The 21430-nt window shown below is 61.0% G+C and carries 21 protein-coding genes; 5 read left to right on the top strand and 16 right to left on the bottom strand.

Translation table 11 applies throughout. The features are described from left to right. Together WB528_RS13745 and WB528_RS13740 are read left to right on the top strand one after the other, a co-directional pair. Positions 1-310, top strand: a 310-nt coding sequence (locus tag WB528_RS13745; protein WP_423888961.1) for a helix-turn-helix domain-containing protein, incomplete at its 5' end; no start/stop codon positions are given. Positions 311-497: 187 nt separating this feature from the next. Continuing rightward, complete coding sequence (locus WB528_RS13740; protein WP_423888960.1) at positions 498-1823, top strand: hypothetical protein; 1326 nt, start codon at positions 498-500, stop codon at positions 1821-1823. Between the two features lie 63 nt (positions 1824-1886). Here WB528_RS13740 and parC read toward each other — a convergent pair whose 3' ends face one another. The 10 genes from parC to rpoZ all read right to left on the bottom strand — a co-directional run bounded on the left by parC (position 1887) and on the right by rpoZ (position 12737). Beyond that, complete coding sequence (gene parC, locus WB528_RS13735) at positions 1887-4139, bottom strand: DNA topoisomerase IV subunit A (protein ID WP_423888959.1); 2253 nt, start codon at positions 4137-4139, stop codon at positions 1887-1889. Between the two features lie 164 nt (positions 4140-4303). Then, entirely contained in the window at positions 4304-5053 is a 750-nt protein-coding gene (recO, locus tag WB528_RS13730; RefSeq protein ID WP_423888958.1) for a DNA repair protein RecO, read from the bottom strand. 35 nt (positions 5054-5088) lie between these two features. Then, positions 5089-5454 carry a hypothetical protein gene (locus tag WB528_RS13725; protein WP_423888957.1) on the bottom strand — a complete coding sequence of 122 codons (366 nt, stop codon included), beginning with the start codon at positions 5452-5454 and terminating at the stop codon, positions 5089-5091. Positions 5455-5491: 37 nt separating this feature from the next. Then, positions 5492-6421 carry a GTPase Era gene (era, locus tag WB528_RS13720; RefSeq protein WP_423888956.1) on the bottom strand — a complete coding sequence of 310 codons (930 nt, stop codon included), beginning with the start codon at positions 6419-6421 and terminating at the stop codon, positions 5492-5494. Then, positions 6414-7235 carry a ribonuclease III gene (gene rnc / locus WB528_RS13715; RefSeq protein ID WP_423888955.1) on the bottom strand — a complete coding sequence of 274 codons (822 nt, stop codon included), beginning with the start codon at positions 7233-7235 and terminating at the stop codon, positions 6414-6416. Before rnc ends, era begins: the two co-directional genes overlap by 8 nt. Continuing rightward, positions 7232-7987 carry a signal peptidase I gene (lepB, locus tag WB528_RS13710; RefSeq protein WP_423888954.1) on the bottom strand — a complete coding sequence of 252 codons (756 nt, stop codon included), beginning with the start codon at positions 7985-7987 and terminating at the stop codon, positions 7232-7234. Before lepB ends, rnc begins: the two co-directional genes overlap by 4 nt. 447 nt (positions 7988-8434) lie before the next feature. Continuing rightward, positions 8435-8854 carry a holo-ACP synthase gene (gene acpS, locus WB528_RS13705; protein ID WP_423888953.1) on the bottom strand — a complete coding sequence of 140 codons (420 nt, stop codon included), beginning with the start codon at positions 8852-8854 and terminating at the stop codon, positions 8435-8437. Further along, positions 8851-9612, bottom strand: a complete 762-nt coding sequence (locus WB528_RS13700; protein WP_423888952.1) for a pyridoxine 5'-phosphate synthase — start codon at positions 9610-9612, stop codon at positions 8851-8853. The genes acpS and WB528_RS13700 overlap by 4 nt, the downstream gene beginning before the upstream one ends. A gap of 32 nt (positions 9613-9644) precedes the next feature. Further along, positions 9645-12026 (bottom strand): RelA/SpoT family protein, encoded by a 2382-nt coding sequence (locus WB528_RS13695; RefSeq protein WP_423888951.1) that lies wholly within the window; start codon positions 12024-12026, stop codon positions 9645-9647. A 318-nt stretch (positions 12027-12344) separates the two neighbouring features. Next, entirely contained in the window at positions 12345-12737 is a 393-nt protein-coding gene (gene rpoZ / locus WB528_RS13690) for a DNA-directed RNA polymerase subunit omega (RefSeq protein ID WP_423888950.1), read from the bottom strand. A 355-nt stretch (positions 12738-13092) separates the two neighbouring features. Between rpoZ and WB528_RS13685 the strand changes: the two genes are divergently transcribed. Continuing rightward, positions 13093-13722 (top strand): NYN domain-containing protein, encoded by a 630-nt coding sequence (locus WB528_RS13685; protein WP_422250696.1) that lies wholly within the window; start codon positions 13093-13095, stop codon positions 13720-13722. Continuing rightward, positions 13700-14395 (top strand): uracil-DNA glycosylase, encoded by a 696-nt coding sequence (locus WB528_RS13680; RefSeq protein WP_423888949.1) that lies wholly within the window; start codon positions 13700-13702, stop codon positions 14393-14395. The genes WB528_RS13685 and WB528_RS13680 overlap by 23 nt, the downstream gene beginning before the upstream one ends. On the opposite strand, the gene WB528_RS13675 is transcribed toward WB528_RS13680, so the two are convergent. The 5 genes from WB528_RS13675 to WB528_RS13655 all read right to left on the bottom strand — a co-directional run bounded on the left by WB528_RS13675 (position 14392) and on the right by WB528_RS13655 (position 17570). After that, on the bottom strand, positions 14392-14967 hold the full coding sequence (locus WB528_RS13675) for a peroxiredoxin (RefSeq protein ID WP_423888948.1): 576 nt from the start codon (positions 14965-14967) through the stop codon (positions 14392-14394). The genes WB528_RS13680 and WB528_RS13675 overlap by 4 nt on opposite strands. Before the next feature lie 30 nt (positions 14968-14997). Then, entirely contained in the window at positions 14998-15471 is a 474-nt protein-coding gene (gene smpB, locus WB528_RS13670; protein WP_423888947.1) for an SsrA-binding protein SmpB, read from the bottom strand. 22 nt (positions 15472-15493) lie between these two features. Further along, entirely contained in the window at positions 15494-15910 is a 417-nt protein-coding gene (gene mscL, locus WB528_RS13665) for a large conductance mechanosensitive channel protein MscL (RefSeq protein WP_423888946.1), read from the bottom strand. 57 nt (positions 15911-15967) lie between these two features. Beyond that, positions 15968-16858 carry a 4-hydroxy-tetrahydrodipicolinate synthase gene (gene dapA / locus WB528_RS13660; RefSeq protein ID WP_423888945.1) on the bottom strand — a complete coding sequence of 297 codons (891 nt, stop codon included), beginning with the start codon at positions 16856-16858 and terminating at the stop codon, positions 15968-15970. Positions 16859-17195: 337 nt separating this feature from the next. Continuing rightward, a complete protein-coding gene (locus WB528_RS13655; RefSeq protein ID WP_423888944.1) occupies positions 17196-17570 on the bottom strand; it encodes a hypothetical protein in 375 nt (124 codons plus the stop codon). Between WB528_RS13655 and WB528_RS13650 the strand changes: the two genes are divergently transcribed. Further along, positions 17569-19488, top strand: a complete 1920-nt coding sequence (locus tag WB528_RS13650; protein ID WP_423888943.1) for a lytic transglycosylase domain-containing protein — start codon at positions 17569-17571, stop codon at positions 19486-19488. The two genes, WB528_RS13655 and WB528_RS13650, sit on opposite strands and share 2 nt — an antisense overlap. A gap of 164 nt (positions 19489-19652) precedes the next feature. Here WB528_RS13650 and WB528_RS13645 read toward each other — a convergent pair whose 3' ends face one another. Further along, positions 19653-20645 carry a SphA family protein gene (locus WB528_RS13645; RefSeq protein WP_423888942.1) on the bottom strand — a complete coding sequence of 331 codons (993 nt, stop codon included), beginning with the start codon at positions 20643-20645 and terminating at the stop codon, positions 19653-19655. Positions 20646-21430: the final 785 nt, after the last annotated feature.

Genomic DNA, 21430 nt, shown 5'->3' with positions numbered 1-21430 from the left:
GACCGGGATGATCGACGTTTTCTGTCGCGCGCTGAAAGAAGCCTACGACCAAATCAATACATTGGCATCGGATAGCATCGTTCAGCGCCTGGCAAAGATTTTGGTAAGTCTCGCAGGCAAAATCGGTCACCAATCCAGTTTGCTGATTGAGATCCCGACATATCTTACGCAGGAAGAAATCGCTCAGATGGTGGTTGCTCGCCGCGAGCGCATTTCGACGGCTCTCAATTTTCTGCGTCGGCAAGGGATGGTGCAATATACGGCTCGTGGGCACCTCATGATTGACCTGGGGAAGCTTGAGAGCCTCTGAGTAAGATTTGAGTACCTCTCGACCGATAGACGCCGTTGCCGGTTTGGAAGTGTTACCAAAGTAACTGACCTGCCGACCTGGATCGCCTAGATTTCGATGGATCGTCCTTCAGACCTGCTTTTCGATCTTCAATCGGTAAGGCAGCTCAATCATCGAAAAATCGCTCCAGCTTTGACCGTGAGGTCTCATGAAACAGAGAACGTTTGTCATTGGGTCAATCGGGGTGGTTGGGTTAGCCTGGGCAGTGATGGCGTCAGCCGCTCCGCGCCACGATAGCGACGGCGGTTTTGACGCTGTGGCCGCGCTGAGCGCGCGGACAATGTTCGACGAGGGCAAGAAAACATTCCGCTACGACACATTCGGGAGCGAGGCTTTCTGGGGCGACGCGCTTCAGTTGCACAAAGCCATCGCCGGCGAAAAGAATGGCGGCGTCGGGCCCGGCGTTTCACCGAAAACCGCGCTCTCGGTCGGATTGAAGGTCGACTCGGATGCATTGCCAGCGGCGCTGAAAAAGCAGATCGCGGCGGGCAAGGTCAATCTCGACGATCCCGCGACCACCATCGCGCTCTTGAAATTGAACGCGGTGGTCGGCGTCACGGCGTTCGTCAATCGCGACGGCAGCGTCAAGTCGATGGGCATCCAGTGCGCGTTCTGTCACTCCACGGTCGACGATTCATTCGCGCCGGGCATCGGCAAGCGGCTTGACGGTTGGCCCAACCGCGACCTCAATGTCGGCGCGATCGTGTCGCTGGCGCCGAACCTGAAGCCGTTCACGGACCTGCTCGGCGTCGACGTCGCGACCGTGAAGAAGGTTCTCGCCAGTTGGGGGCCGGGGCGATACGACGCATTTCTCAATAAGGATGGAAAGGCCTTTGGCCCCGACGGCAAGCAGGCTGGAACGCTGATCCCACCGGCGTTCGGCCTCGCCGGCGTGGATCTTGCTACCTCAACCGGCTCGGGGTCCGTCACCTACTGGAACGCTTACGTCGGGGTGACCCAGATGCATGGTTCCGGAACGTACTTCGACGCTCGCTTCGGCGACAAGGATCAGTATCCCGTTTCAGCGAAGAGCGGCGCATGGAACACGCGGGGCACTCCGGACCGGGTGACGCCCAAACTTGCCGCGCTGCATTTCTATCAGCTCGCACTACCGGCCCCCAAAGCACCTGCCGGGTCGTATGACAAGGTTGCGTTCGAACGCGGCAAGACGGTCTTCAACGGTGCGGGCAAGTGTGCGACCTGTCACGTCCCGCCGCTTTACACCGAGCCGGGACACAACATGCATACGCCGAGCGAGATCGGCATCGACTCGTTCCAGGCTGACCGCTCGCCGACCCACATGTACCGCACGGCCCCCCTTGCGGGATTGTGGGCGCATCAGAAGGGTGGCTTCTTCCACGACGGACGGTTCGCCACCCTGCTCGACGTCGTCAATCACTACGACAGCCAGTTCAAGTTGAACCTCAGCAGCGAGAACAAGAAGGACCTGGTCGAGTATCTGAAGGGCATCTGAATCGATCCCGGACGGCCCTCGAATCGACAGGCCGGAGTAATTCGAGACTTCCGGCCGGTGCCCCTACTCCACGCCGCGGAGGAACTTGTTCGACTTCGGCAAGCCGTGCGCCAGGCGGCCGGCATCGGCGCGGTTACCACGCCAGTCGGACAATTCCTTGAGCGTCATGCTCTGCTCGCGGCCGGCCGAGTCCTTCCAGGAGAGCCCCGCCTTGGAATCGAAGACGGCGACATCAGACAGCGTGGCGCTGGTGTACTTCTGCAAGCGCACGCCGCGGCCCCGCGCCATCTCCGGCACCTGATCGATCGGGAAGATCACCATCTTGTGGTTGGTGCCGATCACCGCAACCATGTCGCCGGCGACGGTTGTGATCGCGCGCGCCTCGTTCGGCATCTCGACATTGAGGACTTGCTTGCCCTTGCGGGTGTTGCCGACGCAATCATCCTCGTTGACGATGAAACCCTGCCCTTCCCCACTTGCGATCAGGAACTTGCGACCGCCCTTGTTGACGAACAGCGACACGATCGCGGCGTCCTGATCGAGATCGATGAACATCCGGATCGGTTCGCCGTGACCGCGCCCGCCCGGCAGTTTCGCTACATCGAGCGAATAGAATTTTCCGTTGGTGCCGAACAAGAGAAGTTTTGACGTCGTCTCGGCAAAGAAGGCGTGGTCGAGCTTGTCGTCGGTCTTGAAGGCGAGCCCCGAAAGATCGGCGGCATGGCCTTTCAGTGTGCGCACCCAGCCCTTCTCGGAAATCACCACCGTCACAGGCTCGCGCTCGACGAAGGCCTCCTCGATCGCCGCGAGGTCGTGCTCGGGCGCGTCGGCAAATTGCGTACGACGTTTGCCGAGCGGCGTCTTGGGTCCAAACATGTCGCGGACCTTGCGCACCTGTTCGCCGATCTTCGTCCATTGCTCGGCCTCCGAGCCGAGCAGCCCCTTGATGCCCTTCAATTCGGCACGAAGGTCCTTGTCCTCGCCGCGGATTTCCATTTCCTCGAGCTTGCGCAAGTTTCGCAGGCGCATGTTGAGGATGGCCTCGGCCTGGATCTCCGTGAGCTTGAACGCCTTGATCAGCACCGGCTTCGGCTCGTCCTCGGTGCGGATGATCTTGATCACCTTGTCGATGTTGAGATAGGCGATCAGGTAACCGCCAAGGATCTCCAGCCGGTGCTCGATCTGGCCCTTGCGGTAGTTGGAGCGGCGGATCAGCACATCGCGCAGGTGGTCGAGCCATTCCCTCAGGCATTCGGCAAGGCCGACGACCTTCGGGATTCGACCTTTCAGGAGCACATTGAGATTGAGCGGAATCCGGCTCTCCAACTCGGTCAGCCGGAATAGCGACTCCATCAGCAGTTCCGGATCGACCGCGCGCGACTTCGGCTCGATCACGAGGCGAACGTCTTCGGCGGATTCATCGCGGACATCGCCAACCAGCGGCAACTTCTTCTCGTTGAGAAGTTCTGCGATCTTCTCGACCAGGCGCGACTTCTGCACCAGCCACGGAATCTCGGTGATCACGATCACCCAGGTGCCGCGTGCGCCCTCTTCCTGGGTCCACTTGGAGCGGACACGGAAAGAGCCGCGCCCGGTGACATAGGCCTCCGTAATGGCCTCCTTGGAATCGACAACGATGCCGCCGGTCGGGAAATCCGGACCCTTGACCCATTTCAGAAGCGACTTCGATTTCGCATCCGGCTTGTCGATCAGATGTAGCGCCGCCTCGCACAATTCGGCCGCATTGTGCGGCGGGATCGAAGTCGCCATACCGACCGCAATCCCCTGCGAACCGTTAGCGAGCAGGTTGGGAAAGCCGCCAGGCAGAACCGCAGGTTCCTTGCCGCTGTTGTCGTAAGTCGGCTTGAGTTCGACCGCGTCTTCGTCGATGCCATCGAGCAGGAGGCGAGCGACCTCCGTGAGCCGCGCCTCGGTGTAGCGCATCGCGGCCGGGTTATCGCCGTCGATATTGCCGAAATTGCCTTGGCCTTCGACGAGCGGATAACGCGAGTTGAAATCCTGCGCGAGCCGCACCATGGCGTCATAGATCGCCTGGTCGCCATGGGGATGGTACGAGCCCATCACTTCGCCGACGATTTTGGCCGACTTCTTCGGGACTGAACCGGGATTAAGGCTGAGCGACCGCATGCCGTAGAGGATGCGCCGGTGTACCGGCTTGAGGCCATCGCGGGCATCCGGCAGCGCTCGGCCCGTGATGGTCGAAAGCGCATAAGCGAGATAGCGCTCTTCTAGCGCATCGCGCAGCATGATCTCGTGAACTTCGGCCGGCTCGGGCGGTGGTGTTCGTTTTCCCATGGGAAGGCGTTATCCGGATTCTGGCGGGCAAGAAACGGGTTTTTTGCGAATCAGCAGTCCAATTTAGGGTACCTAGTGGTCTGATTCTAACATTGGCATCCCTTCTCAGCAGGCATTTATGCAAATGTTAGAATCAAAGGAACCAATCCACTCGACTAGTGGCGTTACGAAACCGCAGCTTTCGCGCGGGGGCGCGTTACAGCATTGATAAAGCCGTCTCTGGCGTCGGAATGGGTCTGCCCGCGCGGCTCCAGCACGTGGCGTAACAGAAAAAGCCCCGTCAACGCAAAGCCGTCTTTGAGATCTTCCTCCGACCAATCCGCCGCGCCATCCTCGCTTTGGCGCAAGAATGCCGGCAGCCGTAACAGCCGATCGTGGAAGGGCGCCCCGGCGCTGCGCGATACCGCGCCGCCCGATTTCGGCGACACGTAGATGAGCTCGGCGGTCGCACCCGTCGCCGCACAAGTTTCAAGATCAAGCCCGAAGCCGAGTTCGGCGAGCATCGCGAGTTCAAACCTGATCAGATTGACGGCCGCCCCGTTCGCCTCGTCGAAGTGATCGAGCGTGCGATCCAGCATCTCGTAGATATCTTCGTGCGGGTCGCGTTCGGGCAACAGCCGCGCTAAAGATGCCAAATGCGTCACGCCGTAAACCGCGTGCGAGGACGCAAAAAGGTTCGCTGCCCGCAGGTGCATGCCTTCGATCAGGTAATATCCCAGGTGCTCATCGAGCCGCGCCCGCCACACCGCCGAGACGCTGTTGCCAGGTTGCAGCAAGGGCCGCATCCGTTTTCCCGCGCCGCCCCGCACCAGGCCAAGGTGCCGGCCGTGGCTGCGCGTCAGGAGCTCGACGATGGCGGAGGATTCGCCATGCCGCCGCACCCCCAGCACGATGCCTTCGTCGGTCCATTCCATGCAGCGACTTTACCGGATTCTGATGGACGGCGCAGCTAAGCGTTGAACCAGCCTTTGGCGTCGCCGGTATAGGAGAAATAGAGGCCGACCGTCGTCAGGATGCAGGACACGATCTCGATCGCGCTATCGAGCTGCAGGCCGTTTTCGGCCAAGACCGGCAGCATGGAAAGCACCGAAAGCACCAGCAGCGCCGTCAGCACCCAGCGCGGCCAGTTCTTGCGCTTCTGGGCCGCGAGGTAAACGAAATAGGTCAAAAGAAGAATCAGGCCGGCTTCCAGGATCATTGGCCCGAGAAGATCGGCATTCTCCGCGCGATCCTGGAAGGCGACCGACAGCGCGTCGAGCGTCAGCGACAGGTAAAGCAGCACTTGGAACCAGAGCACGTTGTTTGGAACTTTCATCGATGGCGCCAATAATCTCTTTCCGGTCATTTCGGGATCATTCGGTGGGGAATTCCAGTCCCATCTCGCGATAGCGGTCGGGATCCTCGCCCCAGTTCTCGCGCACCTTCACGAACAAAAACAGGTGCACCGGTTGCTCGATGAGCTCAGCGATTTCCTTTCGTGCGTCCGCTCCGATCGACTTGATGGTGGCGCCTCCCTTGCCGAGCACGATCTTGCGTTGACTCTCGCGCTCGACAAATATTGTCTGCTCGATCCGGACGGATTTGTCCTTCCGTTCGGTCCAGCTATCGGTTTCTACCGTGGAGCGATACGGCAATTCCTGGTGCAGCTTCTGGAAGATCTTTTCCCGCGTGATTTCGGCGGCCAGTTGCCGGATCGGCGCGTCCGACATCTGGTCCTCGGGATAGTGAAACGGCCCAGGCGGCACCATCGCGGCGAGCGTACGGCGCAAATCGTCAACGCCGTCACCCGACAGCGCGGAGATCATGAAGGTTTGCTTGAATGCAACGCGATCGTTGGCTGCCTTGGCGAGCGCGAGCAGCTTTTCGCGCAGCAACAGATCGATCTTGTTAATGACCAGTATCTTGTCGTGCGCCACGTCCGCCAGTTTGGCGAAGATCGCTTCTGCCTCCTCATCCAGCCCTTCGCGGGCATCGAGCAGCACGCAGACGAGATCGGCATCATGCGCCCCGCTCCACGCGGTCGACACCATCGCGCGGTCCAGCCGCCGCTTGGGCGTGAAGATGCCGGGGGTATCGACCAGAATGATTTGCGCGTTGTTCTCGACCACGATGCCGCGGATCAGCGCCCGCGTCGTCTGCACCTTGGGAGAGACGATCGTAACCTTGGAGCCGACCAACGCGTTGACCAGCGTCGACTTGCCGACGTTCGGCGCACCGATCAGAGCGACGAAGCCGCAACGAGTAGCGGGGGGCGCGGGGTCAACCGGCAATTCGTCAATCATTGCTGCCGCCGCCAACGCCCTCGCGCGCGATCATCGCGGAGGCCGCGGCCTTCTCGGCGGCGCGCTTGCTGCCGCCAGTCCCTTCGGCTGAGGCAAGCCCCGGTAATTCGACCGCAATCCGGAACTGCGGATCGTGGTGTGGCCCGGTGCGTTCGACTTCGCGATAGACCGGTGTCGGCAGGCCCTTTCCTTGCGCCCATTCCTGCAACGTCGTCTTGGGATCGCGCAGCGGCCGCCGCAGCTTGCGCATCCGCTCGGTCCAGTTGCGCTCGACGAACTCGGCCGCGGCTTTGTAGCCGCCGTCAAGAAACACCGCGCCGATCACCGCTTCGCAGATGTCGCCGAGCACGGACTTGCGCAAGCGAGCGCCCGCGCCGGCGCCGACCGCCCCCAATTTGATGTCGTCGACGAGCCCAAGCGACTTGGCAACGTCAGCACAGCTCTCCTTGCGCACGAGGTCGGCCAGCCGCTTGGACAACTCACCCTCGTCCGCATTCGGAAATGCACGGTAAAGCATGTCCGAGACGATCAGCCCGAGCACGTGATCGCCGAGAAATTCGAGCCGTTGATAGCTGTCGCCGCGCTTGCGCAAAGGTTTTAGCGCGGAGACGTGGGTCAGCGCGGTCGCCAGTAATGCGCTATCTGAGAACTTATGCCCGATCCGCGCCTCAAGCGCGGCGGTCGCGGCCTTGGAGCCTGATTTTGCTCGTGGCCGCTTCTTCTTTTTTACCACAGCCTCACGGCCGGCTTCAATCTGCTGGCTCGCGTCGCCGGATACCGATGGGGTGATGGTGTCGGATGCGTCGTCGTTCATCGCACAAGTTTGAATATGCGATTCCAGCGAACCGACCATGGCCAGCGCCAAATCATCCAGGCGTTTTGCCCTTCCGCGATTGAGAAAAAGATCATCTGAGCCCGCCCAACCAGATTCTCGAGCGGTACGTAGCCAAACACGCGGCTGTCACTGGAGTTGTCGCGGTTGTCGCCCATCATGAAGAAGTCGCCCGGCGGCACCTCGTAGACATTGGTGTTATCGGGAAAGCCCGAGCTATCGACGCAATCGAGCGACTCGTAACTGACGCCGTTCGGCAGGGTTTCCTTCCAGCGTTTCACCCGCGCGGTCGCCTCCGACCGGCCACAGGGATCTTCGCCGATGAAATCGCTCAACCGCTCACGCTTGATCGGAGTGTCGTTGATATAGAGCAGTCCTTCCTTCATCTGGATGTGATCGCCGGGCAACCCGATCACGCGCTTGATGAAATCGGTCGACGTATCGTTGGGCGGACGGAATACGACGACGTCGCCGCGCGTGGGCTCGGAGCCGAAGACGCGGCCGGAAAACAGCGGGGGCGAAAATGGAAACGAAAAACGGCTGTAACCGTAGGAATATTTCGAAACGAAGAGATAGTCGCCAACGAGCAGCGTCGCCTTCATCGATCCCGACGGGATGTTGAACGGCTGAAACAGGAAGGTTCGGATGACGAGCGCGATCAGGAGGGCATGAATGACGACGCGGATGGTTTCGCCCAAGCCGCCTTCTGATTTGGTGCTGGATGTCACGCTCATGGCTTCCTTAACTTCCTGCTTCTTATCGCCCACCGCGTGGAGCGCGATGGGAAACGATTCCTCACGCGACCAGCCATTCGCTTCGCGTCAAGGAAGTGGCTAGTGCCGCCTGTTTGAAGTTCCTGCATCACAAGCGGCAAATTCGATCCAGGAACTTCAAATAGAAGAGCGGCACTAGAATCAATGGGTTCGCTAGTGCCCATCACTTTCCGAAGTTCGTGGAAGCAAGTGCTGCAATGGAGCACGAACTTCGGAAAGTGGGCACTAGTGGAGTGGATTTGACATTCGCTCCCACGGGCGAGTTGCGGGACTCGATCCGCGCGCGAATATTCCCTGCGGCGTTTTAGACGGTTGTTGTGCGTGGCGCAATCAACGGCTTTATGAAAATTTCATAAGCCATTGATAAATATCATACTTTAGTTTTGTTACTGCGGTGATCGTTCCGCTTCAGGCGTTACGCACGTCATCGGCCGAAATGATGACGAAAGCCTGCGCCAGCGGCCAATCGTCGGTGATGCTGAGGTCAATTCTTGCTTCAAAACCCACCGGCGTCAGCGCCTGGAGCCTCGCTAGCGCGCCGCCCGTGAGCAACATCGTCGGCCGCCCCCCCGGCAGATTGACGACCCCCATGTCGCGCCACCAGACCCCCTGCCGGATACCGGTCCCGAGCGCCTTGGAACAGGCCTCCTTGGCAGCGAATCGCTTGGCGTAGGTTGCCACGACCATATTCGTGTTCTTGGCCCGGCGCCCGGCCTTGGCGCGTTCGGCGTCGGTGAATATGCGGTCGAGAAAACGATCGCCATGGCGCTCGATGACCCTGGCAACCCGGCGAATGTCGATCAAGTCGGAGCCGATACCGATGATCATGCTTTATCGCCAGCTTTCCGGCCGCGTTCCATTGCAGCACGCATCACGCGAACCGTCTCCCCCAGGCCCACAAACAGCGCCTCGCCCATCATGAAGTAGCCGATATTGAGTTCGGCGATTTCGCCCAAGGAGGCGATCTTTTCCGCGGTCGCATAGTCAAGGCCGTGGCCGGCATGCACTTCCAGGCCGACGGAGCGGGCCAACGCAGCGCCCGCGACGATGCGCTTCCATTCCGATTCCGCCTTGTCGAGGTGACCGTCGACCACTGCGTCGCACCAGGCTCCGGTGTGAATTTCGATGACGGGCGCGCGCAGTTTTGCGGCCATCTCGATCTGCGCCGGGTCGGCTGCGATGAACAGCGACACCCGAATGCCGGCATCGTTCAAGCGGGTGACATAAGGGGCAAGCGCATTGTGCTGCCCGACCACGTCCAAACCGCCCTCGGTCGTCAGCTCTTCCCGGCGTTCAGGCACCAGACACACCGCATGGGGCCTGGTCGCAAGAGATATCCTGAGCATGTCCTCGGTCGCTGCCATCTCGAAATTCAGCGGCTTTGAGATTTCGGCCTTCAGCCGCGCCATGTCGGCATCGCGGATATGGCGGCGATCCTCGCGCAAGTGCGCGGTAATGCCGTCGGCGCCGGCCTCGATCGCCACCAGCGCGGCACGCACCGGATCGGGCCGTGCGCCACCGCGCGCGTTACGAAGGGTCGCGACGTGATCGACGTTCACTCCGAGACGTAGCGGCGAAGAGGCCATGAAGAACCCGCGGGAGGCAAGGAAAGTTAAGGCTACCCGTTGACGCGCTCGACCCGTGCCACCACGGCCTTGGCGCGCACCTGGGCGATAATAGCGCTGAGATGCTTCAGGTCATAGACCTCAAGATCGATGGTGAGCTCAGTGAAATCGGGTGAGCGGCGGGTCATGCTGATATTGTCGATATTGCCGTCGTGCTCGGCTATGACGGTGGCGACCTGGGCGAGGCTTCCAGGCTCGTTGACGTTGTCGACCACGATTCGCGCCGGAAAGCGTTGCGGCGTCGTCTCGTCGACGTCCCAGCGCACGTCGAGCCAGCGCTCGGGCTGCTCCTCAAAGTCCTTCAGCGCCGGCGACTGGATCGGATAGATCGTGATTCCTTCGCCCGGCGAGATGATCCCCACGATGCGGTCACCCGGCACGGCGCCGCCATTGGGCGCGAACTTGACCGGCAAATCCGAATTGATGCCGCGGATCGGTATCGCCGAAAGGTTTCGCCCGGCCGCGACCGGAGATTTCAGCTTCAGTTTGTCGGCGAGGCCCTTCTTGGCGCCGTACCGCGCCACCCGCTCCTCCTTGTAGTCGGGATACATCGCACGGGCGACGTTGGAGGCCTTCATTTCACCGCGCCCGACGGCCGCCATCACGTCATCGATCGACGCCCGCGCCAGCCGCGGCAGCGCGCCTTTCAGCTTGTCGTCGGCATATTCGATTTTGGCCCGCGCAAACAGCCGCTCGACGAGGCGGCGACCGAGCCCGGCATATTGGTCCCGGACCGCCGCGCGCGTCGCCCTCCGAATCGCCGCCCGCGCCTTGCCGGTCACGGCCAGCGATTCCCAGGCCGACGGCGGCGAGGACTGGGCGTCCGAGGTCAGCACCTCGACTTCATCGCCGTTCTGCAATTCCGACGACAATGGCGAGAACTTGCCGTTGATCTTGCAACCAACGGCGCTGTTGCCGACGTCGGTATGCACGGCATAGGCGAAGTCGATCACGTTAGCCTGCCGCGGCAGCGCAATCAGCTTGCCCTTGGGCGTAAAGCAGAACACCTGGTCGTGGAACAGCTCCAGCTTGGTGTGTTCGAGAAATTCTTCCGGATTGGCGCTCTCCGACAGGATCGCGATAGTGTGACGGAGCCAGGCGAAGGCAGAGGATTCGCGTTTGAGGCGTTCGGTCGGCGATCCCACGCCGTCCTTGTAGAAAGCGTGCGCAGCGATGCCGAACTCGGCGATCTGGTCCATATCCTCGGTGCGGATTTGCAGTTCGACGCGCTGTTTCCCCGGACCGATCACGGTGGTGTGGAGCGAGCGATAGTCGTTCTGCTTGGGCGTCGAGATGTAGTCCTTGAAGCGGCCCGGCACTACCGGCCAAGTGGTGTGCACGACGCCAAGGGCGCGATAGCAGGATTCGATGTCCCTGAGCACGACGCGGAAGCCGAAAATGTCGGACAGTTGCTCGAAGCCGACCGACTTGCGCTGCATTTTGGTCCATATCGAGAATGGCTGCTTGCGGCGGCCGTAGACATGCGCCTTCAAGCCGTTCTTCTGGAGATCCTTGGAGAGCTGGCTTTCGATCTCACCGATCAAATTGCGGTTTAGCTCGGCCAGCGAATCAAGCCGCTGCCGGACTACCGAATAGGCGTCGGGATCGAGTGTGCGGAACGACAGATCTTCAAGCTCCTCCCGCATCTCCTGCATGCCCATGCGCCCAGCAAGCGGCGCGTAGATGTCGAGCGTTTCTTCGGCGATGCGATGGCGCGCGGCCGGCGGAACGAACTCGAGCGTTCGCATGTTGTGCAGGCGGTCGGCGAGCTTGATCAGCAACACGCGCACGTCGTCGGAAATCGCCAGCAGAAGCTTGCGCAGGTTTTCCGCCTGTTTGGCCTCGCGCGACACCAGCTCCAGCCGCTTCAGTTTGGTGAGGCCCTCCACCAGCGCCCCGATCTCCTGACCGAACACAGAATCGATTTCGGCTCGGGTTGCTTCCGTATCCTCGATGGTGTCGTGCAGTAGTGCCGCGACAATGGTGGCATCATCGAGCTTGAGGTCGGTCAGGATCGCCGCGACCTCGAGCGGATGGGAGAAATAGGGATCGCCGGAGGCGCGGGTCTGCGATCCATGCGCCTTCATTGCGTAAACGTAGGCGCGGTTCAGAAGATCTTCGTTGGTATCAGGATTGTAGGAGCGGACGCGTTCGACGAGATCATATTGCCGCATCATGCGCGTTCGGGACTTGGCAGGCTTGGTCTCCAGGCCCGGCGCAGCCGATGAGAGTCCCGGCGCAGCCGATGAGAGTCCCGGCGCGGCCGATGAGGAGACCGGCGCAGCCGCAGAAGATCCCGGCGCAGCCGACGGCGACGCCACGGAGATCGAGCTCGCGGCTTGCATCTGCTTCGGGCTCTGGCGCCGATAGACCATCGGGTCAACACCTCTGCAAGCGAACCCAAGGCGTGGTCCGCTTCCCATCTGATCGCGATAATGTAGTGAGTTCCCCGGCCGGGCGTCACCCTCCAGCTATCGAAGGCGCGCCCCTCCCCGGGAAACACAGCCGACAGTCTAACGAGAAACCGCCGCCCGTCAGCTTAAATAGGCGACAGCTTGCAGAGGATTTGCCGGCTGGCCGCACCTGGTAACCATAAGGTAGGTAAACCATAAGCAAAGGCCCGGAGCGGTGTCCGGGCCTTGGCGAATGGGGTGAAAGATACAGGGCTAAGCCCTGAGACGTAATGGAATGGCCTACTCGTCCTCTTCAGGCTGCTCTTCCGGCGGCGCAAGCCCCTCAAGACCCTTCAACAGTTCTTCCTCGGTCATCCGCTCGATGGCGACTTCGGTGTCGTCCGCATCAACGCTGGCGCCTGCCGACCCGATCAACGGAACCGTATCCGGCTCGGGTTCGTCGACTTCGACGAATTTCTGGAGGGAATGAACCAGTTCTTCGCGCAAATCCTCGGGCGAAATCGTCGAATCCGCGATTTCGCGCAGCGATACAACCGGGTTCTTGTCGTTGTCGCGGTCGATGGTGAGCTGGGAACCGGAAGAGATCATTCGGGCGCGGTGTGCAGCCAAAAGGACTAGGTCGAACCGGTTGTCGACCTTATCAATACAATCTTCTACGGTGACGCGAGCCATCGATTGTCGCTCCGTTAAAGGGGACCAAATATGCTGATTAAGTTGGGGTAGTTATAGGGGCAAGGGTGGTTTCGCAAGACTAATTTGTGACTTGGCGTCCGTAATCCGCTCTGATAACCCAAATCGAGGCCGGCAGCGGGGCGTTTTCGGGCTGTCACGACATCGGCGCGGACAAGAAAACGCTTCATTGCGTTGCCAGAACCCACTTCCGGTTGTCTCGACCTACCCATTTTTTCCGGCGATGTCTGGACAGACGCAGGGCTTCGCAGCACTGTCACCAAATGCGCGGGGATACTGCGGCCGCGCCAAGAAGTATACCGGAAAGCACCCTTACGAGAATCTGCGAGAACTCTGAATGTCACCCGCTTCCAACAAGATCGCGCTCTTTATCGATGGCGCCAATCTCTACGCTACCGCCAAGACACTAGGCTTCGACATCGACTACAAGCGGCTTCTCAAGGAGTTCCAGAGCCGGGGAACGTTGGTCCGCGCCTTCTACTACACCGCCATCATCGAGGATCAGGAATACTCCTCGATCCGGCCGCTGATCGATTGGCTCGATTACAACGGCTATACCGTCGTCACCAAGGCGACGAAAGAATTCATCGATGCGAGCGGGCGGCGCAAGGTGAAGGGCAATATGGACATCGAACTGGCGGTCGATGCGATGGAACTGGCCGAGCACGTGGATCAGATCGTGCTGTTCTCGGGCGACGGCGACTTCCGCTCGCTGGTGGAAGCCGTGCAGCGCCGGGGCGTGCGCGTGACCGTGATCTCGACGATCGCAAGCCAGCCGCCGATGATAGCCGACGAATTGCGCCGCCAGGCCGATGTTTTTACCGACCTGGTCGAACTGCAATCCAAGCTCGGGCGCGATCCGTCGGAACGCCCGGCACCCCGCGAGCCGCGCCATCACGCTCCGCAGTTCCTGCAACGGGCGACCACGCTTGCGTCGAGGGGCGATGGCGACGATTTCGACGATTAAAGGCGCATCCTCCGACCGGACGTCGAAAACACCTACCCCCCAGCTTCCCGCCGAACCAGGCCGCGACTGTCCTTTCTGCCCGAGGCTCGTCGCTTTTCGGGAAGAAAATCGCGCCCGTGAACCGCAGTGGTTCAATGCCCCGGTTCCTGGTTTCGGCGATCGAAACGGAAGGCTTGTGATTGTCGGCCTTGCGCCGGGATTGCAGGGGGCCAATCGCACCGGACGCCCGTTTACCGGCGACTACGCCGGAGATCTGCTCTACGCAACCTTGCTCGAATATGGTTTCGCCAAAGGCGTCTATCAGGCCCGGCCTGACGACGGAATGACACTAGTCGATTGCCGCATTGCGAACGCGGTGCATTGCGTGCCGCCCCAGAACAAGCCGCTGCCCGCGGAAATTGCCAATTGCCGCCCCTTTCTGCTCGCGGCCATCGAGAGCATGCCAAATCTGAAAGCCATCGTCGCACTCGGCCGCATCGCCCACGAATCCACCGTGAAGGCACTTGGACTTCGCGCCGTAGCCGCGCCATTTGGGCACGGCGCCATTCACGAGGCCGGGCGGTTTCGGCTTTATGACAGCTATCATTGCTCGCGTTACAACACGAACACCGGCGTGTTGACGCCCAAGATGTTTCGCAACATATTCGCGAAGGTGCGCGCCGACCTGGCCTAGCGCCGGTTTTCCTTCAGCCAGTCCAGCACGTCGCCCGCATTCCGGTCCGGCGGAAAAACCGGATAGAAAACGTGAGTGATGCGCCCGTCATCGATGATCAGCGCGAGCCGCTTGATCAGGACGAGGCCCGCGACCTCCATGGTCGGCAGGTTCAAGGCTTTCGTCAGCGCAAGCTTCTCGTCGGAGAGCACTGGAAACGGCAAATGCAGCCGCGAGGCCATCTCGGTCTGGTAGGCGTTGCTTTGGGTGGACAGGCCGAACACATGCCGCGCGCCGGCCGCCTTCAACTCGGAGAACAGGTCACGAAACGAGCAGGTTTGCGGCGTGCAGCCCCGCGCCCCCGGGATCATGTCCCAATCGTCGACCAGCGAGATCTTGCCGGGTTCGCCGGTCCGCGGATAGGCGAACACCACACTTCGTCCCGGGAGCGCCGACAAAGTGACTGAGGTGTCGTCGGTGGCCACGAGGCTGACCGGCGGAATCCTCGTGCCCATCAGGTGATTGGCCGCACCGTCATCCTTCGGCGCCGGAATCTGGCTCCAGTCGACTTCGAGCAGGTTTTTCTGGTTCATCTTGGGACCCCAACCTATCGACAGATGCTCTTATCCCCGTGCCCGCATCAGGCGGCCCTTCTCCCTGCTCCAGTCGCGCTTCTTTTCGGTTTCGCGCTTGTCGTGCAGCTTTTTGCCCTTTGCCACCGCCAGCAGCAACTTGGCGCGGCCGCGTTCGTTGAAATAAAGCTTGAGCGGGATCAGCGTCATGCCGTCGCGATCGACCGCGCCCATCAGGCGGTTGATCTGCTTGCGGTGCAGCAGCAGTTTGCGCGGCCGTTTCGGCTCATGGTTGAAACGGTTGGCCTGCAAATATTCAGGGATATTGGCGTTAATCAGCCAGATCTCGCCATTCTTGGAATCCGCATATGATTCCGCGATCGTGGACTTGCCGCTGCGCAGCGACTTGACCTCGGTGCCAGTCAGCGCAATCCCGGCTTCGACCGTATCATCGACGGCATAGTTGAAACGGGCCTTGCGGTTTTCCGCAATCACCTTGATGGGGCGCTCTTTCTTCTCAGCCACGTCTCAATCTCGATCCTGCCGCTTAGGCCTTCTTCAGAAGGTCGCGGATTTCGGTCAACAGCTCTTCCTCGCGCGTCGGCTTCGGTGGCGCCGCTGGAGCAGCCGCTTCCTTGCGCTTGAACTGGCTCATCACACGGATCACGATGAACAGCACGAACGCGACGATCAAGAAATTGAGCGTCAACGTCAGGAAACTGCCCCAGGCGAGAACCGCGCCTTGCTTCTTGGCATCGGCCAGGTTGGCCGCCGTGACCTTGCTCGACAGCGCCAGGAAGTAGTTCGAAAAATCGAGGCCGCCGGTGACCGCGCCGATCGACGGCATGATGATGTCGGTGACCAGCGAATTGACGATGGCGCCGAAGGCCGCGCCGATGATGACGGCGACCGCGAGGTCGACCACGTTGCCCTTCATCGCAAAGTCGCGAAATTCCTTTAGCATCTTGCAGGCCCCCTCTTCAGTTGAGTGAACAGGAAACGCTTCGTCCGCGTTGAAAGCTCAGTTGATCAATCCCGCATGCACCATCGCGTTGCGAACGGCGACGCGCGTCGGCTCGGAGACCGGCACCATCGGCAGCCGCAGCGTCTCTTCCATCTTGCCGAGCAGCGACAGCGCGTATTTGACCGGCGACGGATTGGACTCGATGAAAAGGTTGGTGTGCAGCGGCATCAGCTTGTCGTGCAGCTTGAGCGCGGCGGCATGATCGCCCTTCTGCCAGGCCTGATGAAACTCCGAACACAGGCGCGGCGCCACGTTGGAAGTTACCGAAATGCAGCCATGGCCGCCATGGGCCATGTAGCCGAGCACGGTCGCATCCTCGCCCGAAAGCTGATTGAAATCCTCGCCGAGTTGCGCGCGCTGCTGCGAGACTCGCACCATGCTGGCGGTGGCGTCCTTGACGCCGGCGATGTTCTTGAGCTCGAACAGTCGCGCCATGGTTTCCACGCTCATGTCGACCACCGAACGCGGCGGAATGTTGTAGATGATGATCGGAATGCCGATCGCGTCGTTGATGGCCTTGAAGTGCTGGTACATGCCCTCCTGGGTCGGCTTGTTATAGTAGGGCGTCACCACCAGAACCGCGTCCGCGCCCGCCTTCTCGGCATGTTCCGCCAGTTCGATCGCTTCCCGGGTCGAATTCGAGCCTGCGCCTGCGATTACGGGAACGCGGCCGTCCGCCTCTTCGATGCACCATTCGACGACGCGCTTGTGCTCGTCATGGCTGACGGTCGGGCTTTCGCCCGTGGTTCCCACCGGCACGAGGCCATTGGTTCCCTCGCTGATTTGCCAGTTCACGAGCCCACGGAAGGCAGCCTCATCGAGCGAGCCGTTCTTGAACGGCGTGACCAGGGCGGTGAACGATCCGCGGAATTTCGTCTTCGCTGCCATGGACTTCTCCCAACACCTGCGGCCCGGCAACCGCTCTCAAACTACCAATCCTGCCATTCATACCGGGTATGACGATCTGGCGAAAGACCGGAAACCGCGCATGGGTGAACCGCTTTTGCCCGGCCGGAGACCAAACGGGACATGTTTCAAGAGCACCCGGCCGGCCGCGATTTTGCCGTGGTGATGACGCAAACAGCCCACGTGACGAACTCGCGGCACCAATGATGCGGACTTCTGAACCGCCCCACTGGCAAATATGGGTTTCTAGTGCGGCTTTGAATTTGAAGTTCCTAAACGAATTTGCGGCCAAACTGATGGGAACTTCAAATTCGTCGCACTAGATCTGAGGACGTTGGTCTTCCGTGATTCGCCGAAGGAATGCCGTGACCCGCTCCGCCCGCGCTGCCGCTTTATGTTCGACAGCCATCGCGACAACGCTTGCGCTCATCATCGGGTCGCATGCGTGGGCGAGCGAGACGGCCGCCAAGCACAAAATTCCGATGCCGAAGGCGCGCCCGATCGCCCGCAACGTCGTGCCCAAAAAGACCGAGAAGACGGCAGATAAAGCGGGAGCGAAAACGACCTCCAGGTCGGGGGCCAAGTCCACTTCCGCGCCTTCAACGCCGCCCAGCGCCGCGATCGCACCAGCGACGCGCCAGCATGCGGCGTTGCCGCCACCGGCTGCGCGAAAGCCGGCCGTGCCGGCGGCCATGGCGACGACCTCCTCGACTTCGGCCGGTGACAAGGAAGCCCTGGAGAATGTCATTGAGCTGGTGCGCAAGCACAAGCCCGCCGACGCGACCGAGGCTGAAGCGGCGATTTCCGATCCGCTGGCACGAAAGCTTGCGGAATGGATTGTCCTGCGCAGCGAGGACAATGGCGCTTCCGTCGAACGCTACCGCGCGTTTCTCACCGCCAATCCAAGCTGGCCCTCGCAAACCTTCCTGCGGCGACGCCTGGAAGCGGCGCTGTGGGACGACCACCGCGACGACGCCACGGCCTGGTCATGGTTCGAGAACGAATCGCCGCTGTCGGCCAAAGGCAAATTCTCGCTGGCCCGCGCCATGCTTGCGCGCGGCGACCGCGCCAATGCCGAACGGCTGGTCCGGGACGCCTGGCGCAACGACGCGATGTCGGAGGAGACCGAGAACACGGCGCTCGATCTGTTCGGACCACTGATCACACCGGGCGATCACAAAGCGAGGATGGATCTTCTGCTTTACGGCAGCGAGCACGAGGCGGCGATGCGGGCCGCGAAGAGGCTCGGCCCCGGCGAGGTAGCCCTCGCCAAGGCTCGCATCGCCGGTTACCGCAAAGCATCCAATGCCCGCGCACTATTGGAAGCCGTGCCGCACGAACTGCACAACGACGCCGGCTACATCTTCAGCCGGATCCAGTTGTTGCGCCGGGAAGAGAAATTCGCCGAAGCCGCGCAGTTGATGATGAGCGCCCCCAGGGATCCCAGCCGGCTTTACAATCTGGATGAGTGGTGGATCGAACGGCGGTTGCTGGCGCGCAAGATGATCGACGTCGGCGATCACCGCACCGCCTACCTGATCGCGCGCGATGCGGCGCTGCCCTCGCGCGACATCTACAAGACCGAGCAGGAGTTCACGGCAGGCTGGATCGCGCTACGCTTTCTCAACGATCCCGCGACAGCGGCACAGCATTTTGCGCGGATCGGCGTCGGCAGCGCCAATCCGACTACGCTTGCGCGCGCCGGCTATTGGCAGGGTCGCGCGGCGGAAGCCGCTGGACACGCCCAGGAGGCCCGCTCCGCCTATGCAGCAGCCGCGGAACAATCGACCAGCTACTATGGCCAACTAGCGCGCGCCAAGCTCGGCCGGCCCCAGATCGAGTTGAACGGCGTTCCGACCGCGCACGGCCGCGGCATCGAGCGGCTGGAGATCGTGCGCGCGGTGCATCTTCTCTACGACCTCGGCGAAGGCGAAATCGCCGTGCCAATTTTCGCCGATATGGGCGAGAACGGCAATGCGGATGCCTTGGTTGGGCTCGGCGAGCTGGCCGCCCGTCAGGGTGATGCCCGCGGCATGCTCCTGATGGGCAAGGCGGCGCTCAATCGCGGGCTGCCGTTCGACTTCTACGCCTATCCGGTGACGGGAATTCCGCCATTCAAGTCGATTGGCCCCGACGTCGAGCCGAGCATCATTTATGCCATCGCGCGGCAGGAGAGCGCGTTCAATCCCGCCGTCGTTTCGCCCGCCAAAGCCTACGGCCTGATGCAGGTGACGCCGGATGCCGGCAGGTACGTCTGCAGGAAATACGGCGCTGACTTCAACATCGGCCGGCTCAAGAGCGACCCCGTCTACAACGCCGCGCTGGGGGCGGCGGAGCTCGGCGGCCTGATCGAGGATTATCGCGGCTCCTACATCATGACGTTTGCGGCCTACAATGCTGGCCGAGGCAGCGTCAAAAAGTGGATCGAGCGTTACGGCGATCCGCGCGATCCCAAAGTCGATGCCGTCGATTGGGTCGAGCTGATCCCGTTCTCGGAAACCCGGAATTACGTGCAGCGGATCATGGAGAACTTGCAGGTCTATCGCGCCCGCTTCGGCGGCGGAACGCGGCTGCAAATCGAGGCCGACCTGCACCGCGGCGGCGTCGAGTAGCGCTGTAACCCAAGACGATCTCGATTTTACCAAGCTAAGGGAGGCCGGCGCCACGACGGCCCTGGTCCGAGGGCTTTGGGCCAAAACTCCAGCGCAAGAAAAATCCCCCTCCCGATTTCCCGGAAGGGGGACTTTGTTACGTTCAGGCTGTTACCCGATCGTCCTTACTTGTGGAACATCGGGGGCTTTGCCGGCTCCTCAGGCGCCCAGAGGCGATAGCTGAGGGTCGCGAAGACCGTGGCGCCTTGCGCAACCAGAGAAGGATCCACCGCAGCTGCCGCGTTCGAGCCGCGAGCCGAGACTTCCTGCGTCGCCCAGACCGACAAGCTCGCCGGTCCGAAGTCATAGCCTATGAGGCCGCCGACCGCCCAGATATCGTATCTCTGGACGTGAAACAAGGTGTTGCCAAGACAACCGGCGTTGCAGGTATCATTGGTAACCTGGCCAACATAGTAGGCGACAGGACCGATCGTCCACTTGCCAATGGTCTTGGTGGCGGTGAAGTCGGCGTGGAAGATATCACCCGTCGTGTAGTGGGTGACCCGGTTTTCGGTGTTGAATTCTTCGTACATGGCGACGCTGAGGTTCCAGCCATTAGCCAGATACGACAGGATCAACTCAGGCTGGAAGGTGTAGTACGGATTTGCGGGACCGTTGAGGGTAGCCGGGCTCGTCGACGTTCCATCGTCCAAGTAAATGCCGAGGCCGGTCTTGACAGCAAAGCCGCTGGTCCCGAGCTTCCAGCTCAATTCGACCGGGACGATATAGCTGTTGAACATGCCCGAAGATTGCACGTTGATGGGTTCGCCGAGGCTCTGCATCACAAACGGCTGCACGAAGACGGCGTCATAGGTTGCGCCCAGGAAGGTCCAGCCCGGAACGAACAAGAAGCCTTGCACGTCAACCGCTGCTTGAACGCCGGTATGGTGGCCAGGCGCATTGCCCAGCGCGTTCACGGTGCCAGGCCCAACCAGGTTGGCCTGATAGGTGAACACCTGGTTGAACATGTAGATGCCCGGCGGCGGAACGCCCGCGCTCGATCCGATGAATGCACCCGGCTTGGTGGCCTGGTCGCCGCCCTCGGTTGCGTAGGCGGGCGTAAACGCGAGAGCGGTCAAACCCGCTGCCGCCAAGAGAGCTTTGCTGCTAAATTTCATGTGTCCCCTCATCGTGTGAAACTCAAAAACCACCCCAGGCCGCCGGCTTTTACATTGGCCCCTCGTCATCGGAGATATCCGAGGATATCCGAACGCGACGAATCCGACGTACCAATCTCGTGTTGCGAAGAGTTGCCGCTCATGGGCGAAAAGGCAATTTAAACTTGGCTTATGACTCTTTGTCACAGTCTCTTTTCCGACAGGTGTTGCAAAATATGCACACTCGCGCTCCGGACATCGAATTAAATAAGTAATTGTTTTATCAATATATTTTCGCATCGAGCACGGTGGTAACATGGGCCTTCAAAATTCCTCAAGACGAAATTGGCTATGTAGCGTTGTGCGCGCTGCGACGCCGTCATGTCCATTTTGAGGCCGCAGGTTGGGCCAGCAACACAAGCGCGCGATCGCGTAGCACCTCAAGAATCTTGCAGAAAGCCCTTCCGCCAACGTAGGTAGTTCGCTCAACATCAGCCGGCTGCGGCGCGAAAAAGCGGCGGGGGAAAAATGCAGTTTCGAGTAATGCCCAGCTTTCATCTGAACTTCCTGAGCGGATCCTGCCGAGCGTCGTGCGCCGTCTCACTCGCTGCTTTGGGAGCGCTTTTGATGCTCTTCAACGCAAGTGTAGCCAACGCGCAGAGCGACGGCGATCAATGCAAGTTCGTCGGACAACTCGACAAGGCCGACAGCGGGATTGCAGCCTGCGATCGCGTCATCAAGGATTCGAAGACGGCCACGCAAGATCGCGCCAACGCCTTGAGCAGCCGCTGCGGGTGGTGGTGGAC

The organism is Bradyrhizobium sp., assembly GCF_049586575.1.
In the GTDB taxonomy this organism is placed as follows: Bacteria; Pseudomonadota; Alphaproteobacteria; order Rhizobiales; family Xanthobacteraceae; genus Bradyrhizobium.
Note: the sequence above shows the minus strand (reverse complement) of the source record. Positions and strands in the feature narration are given on the sequence as shown.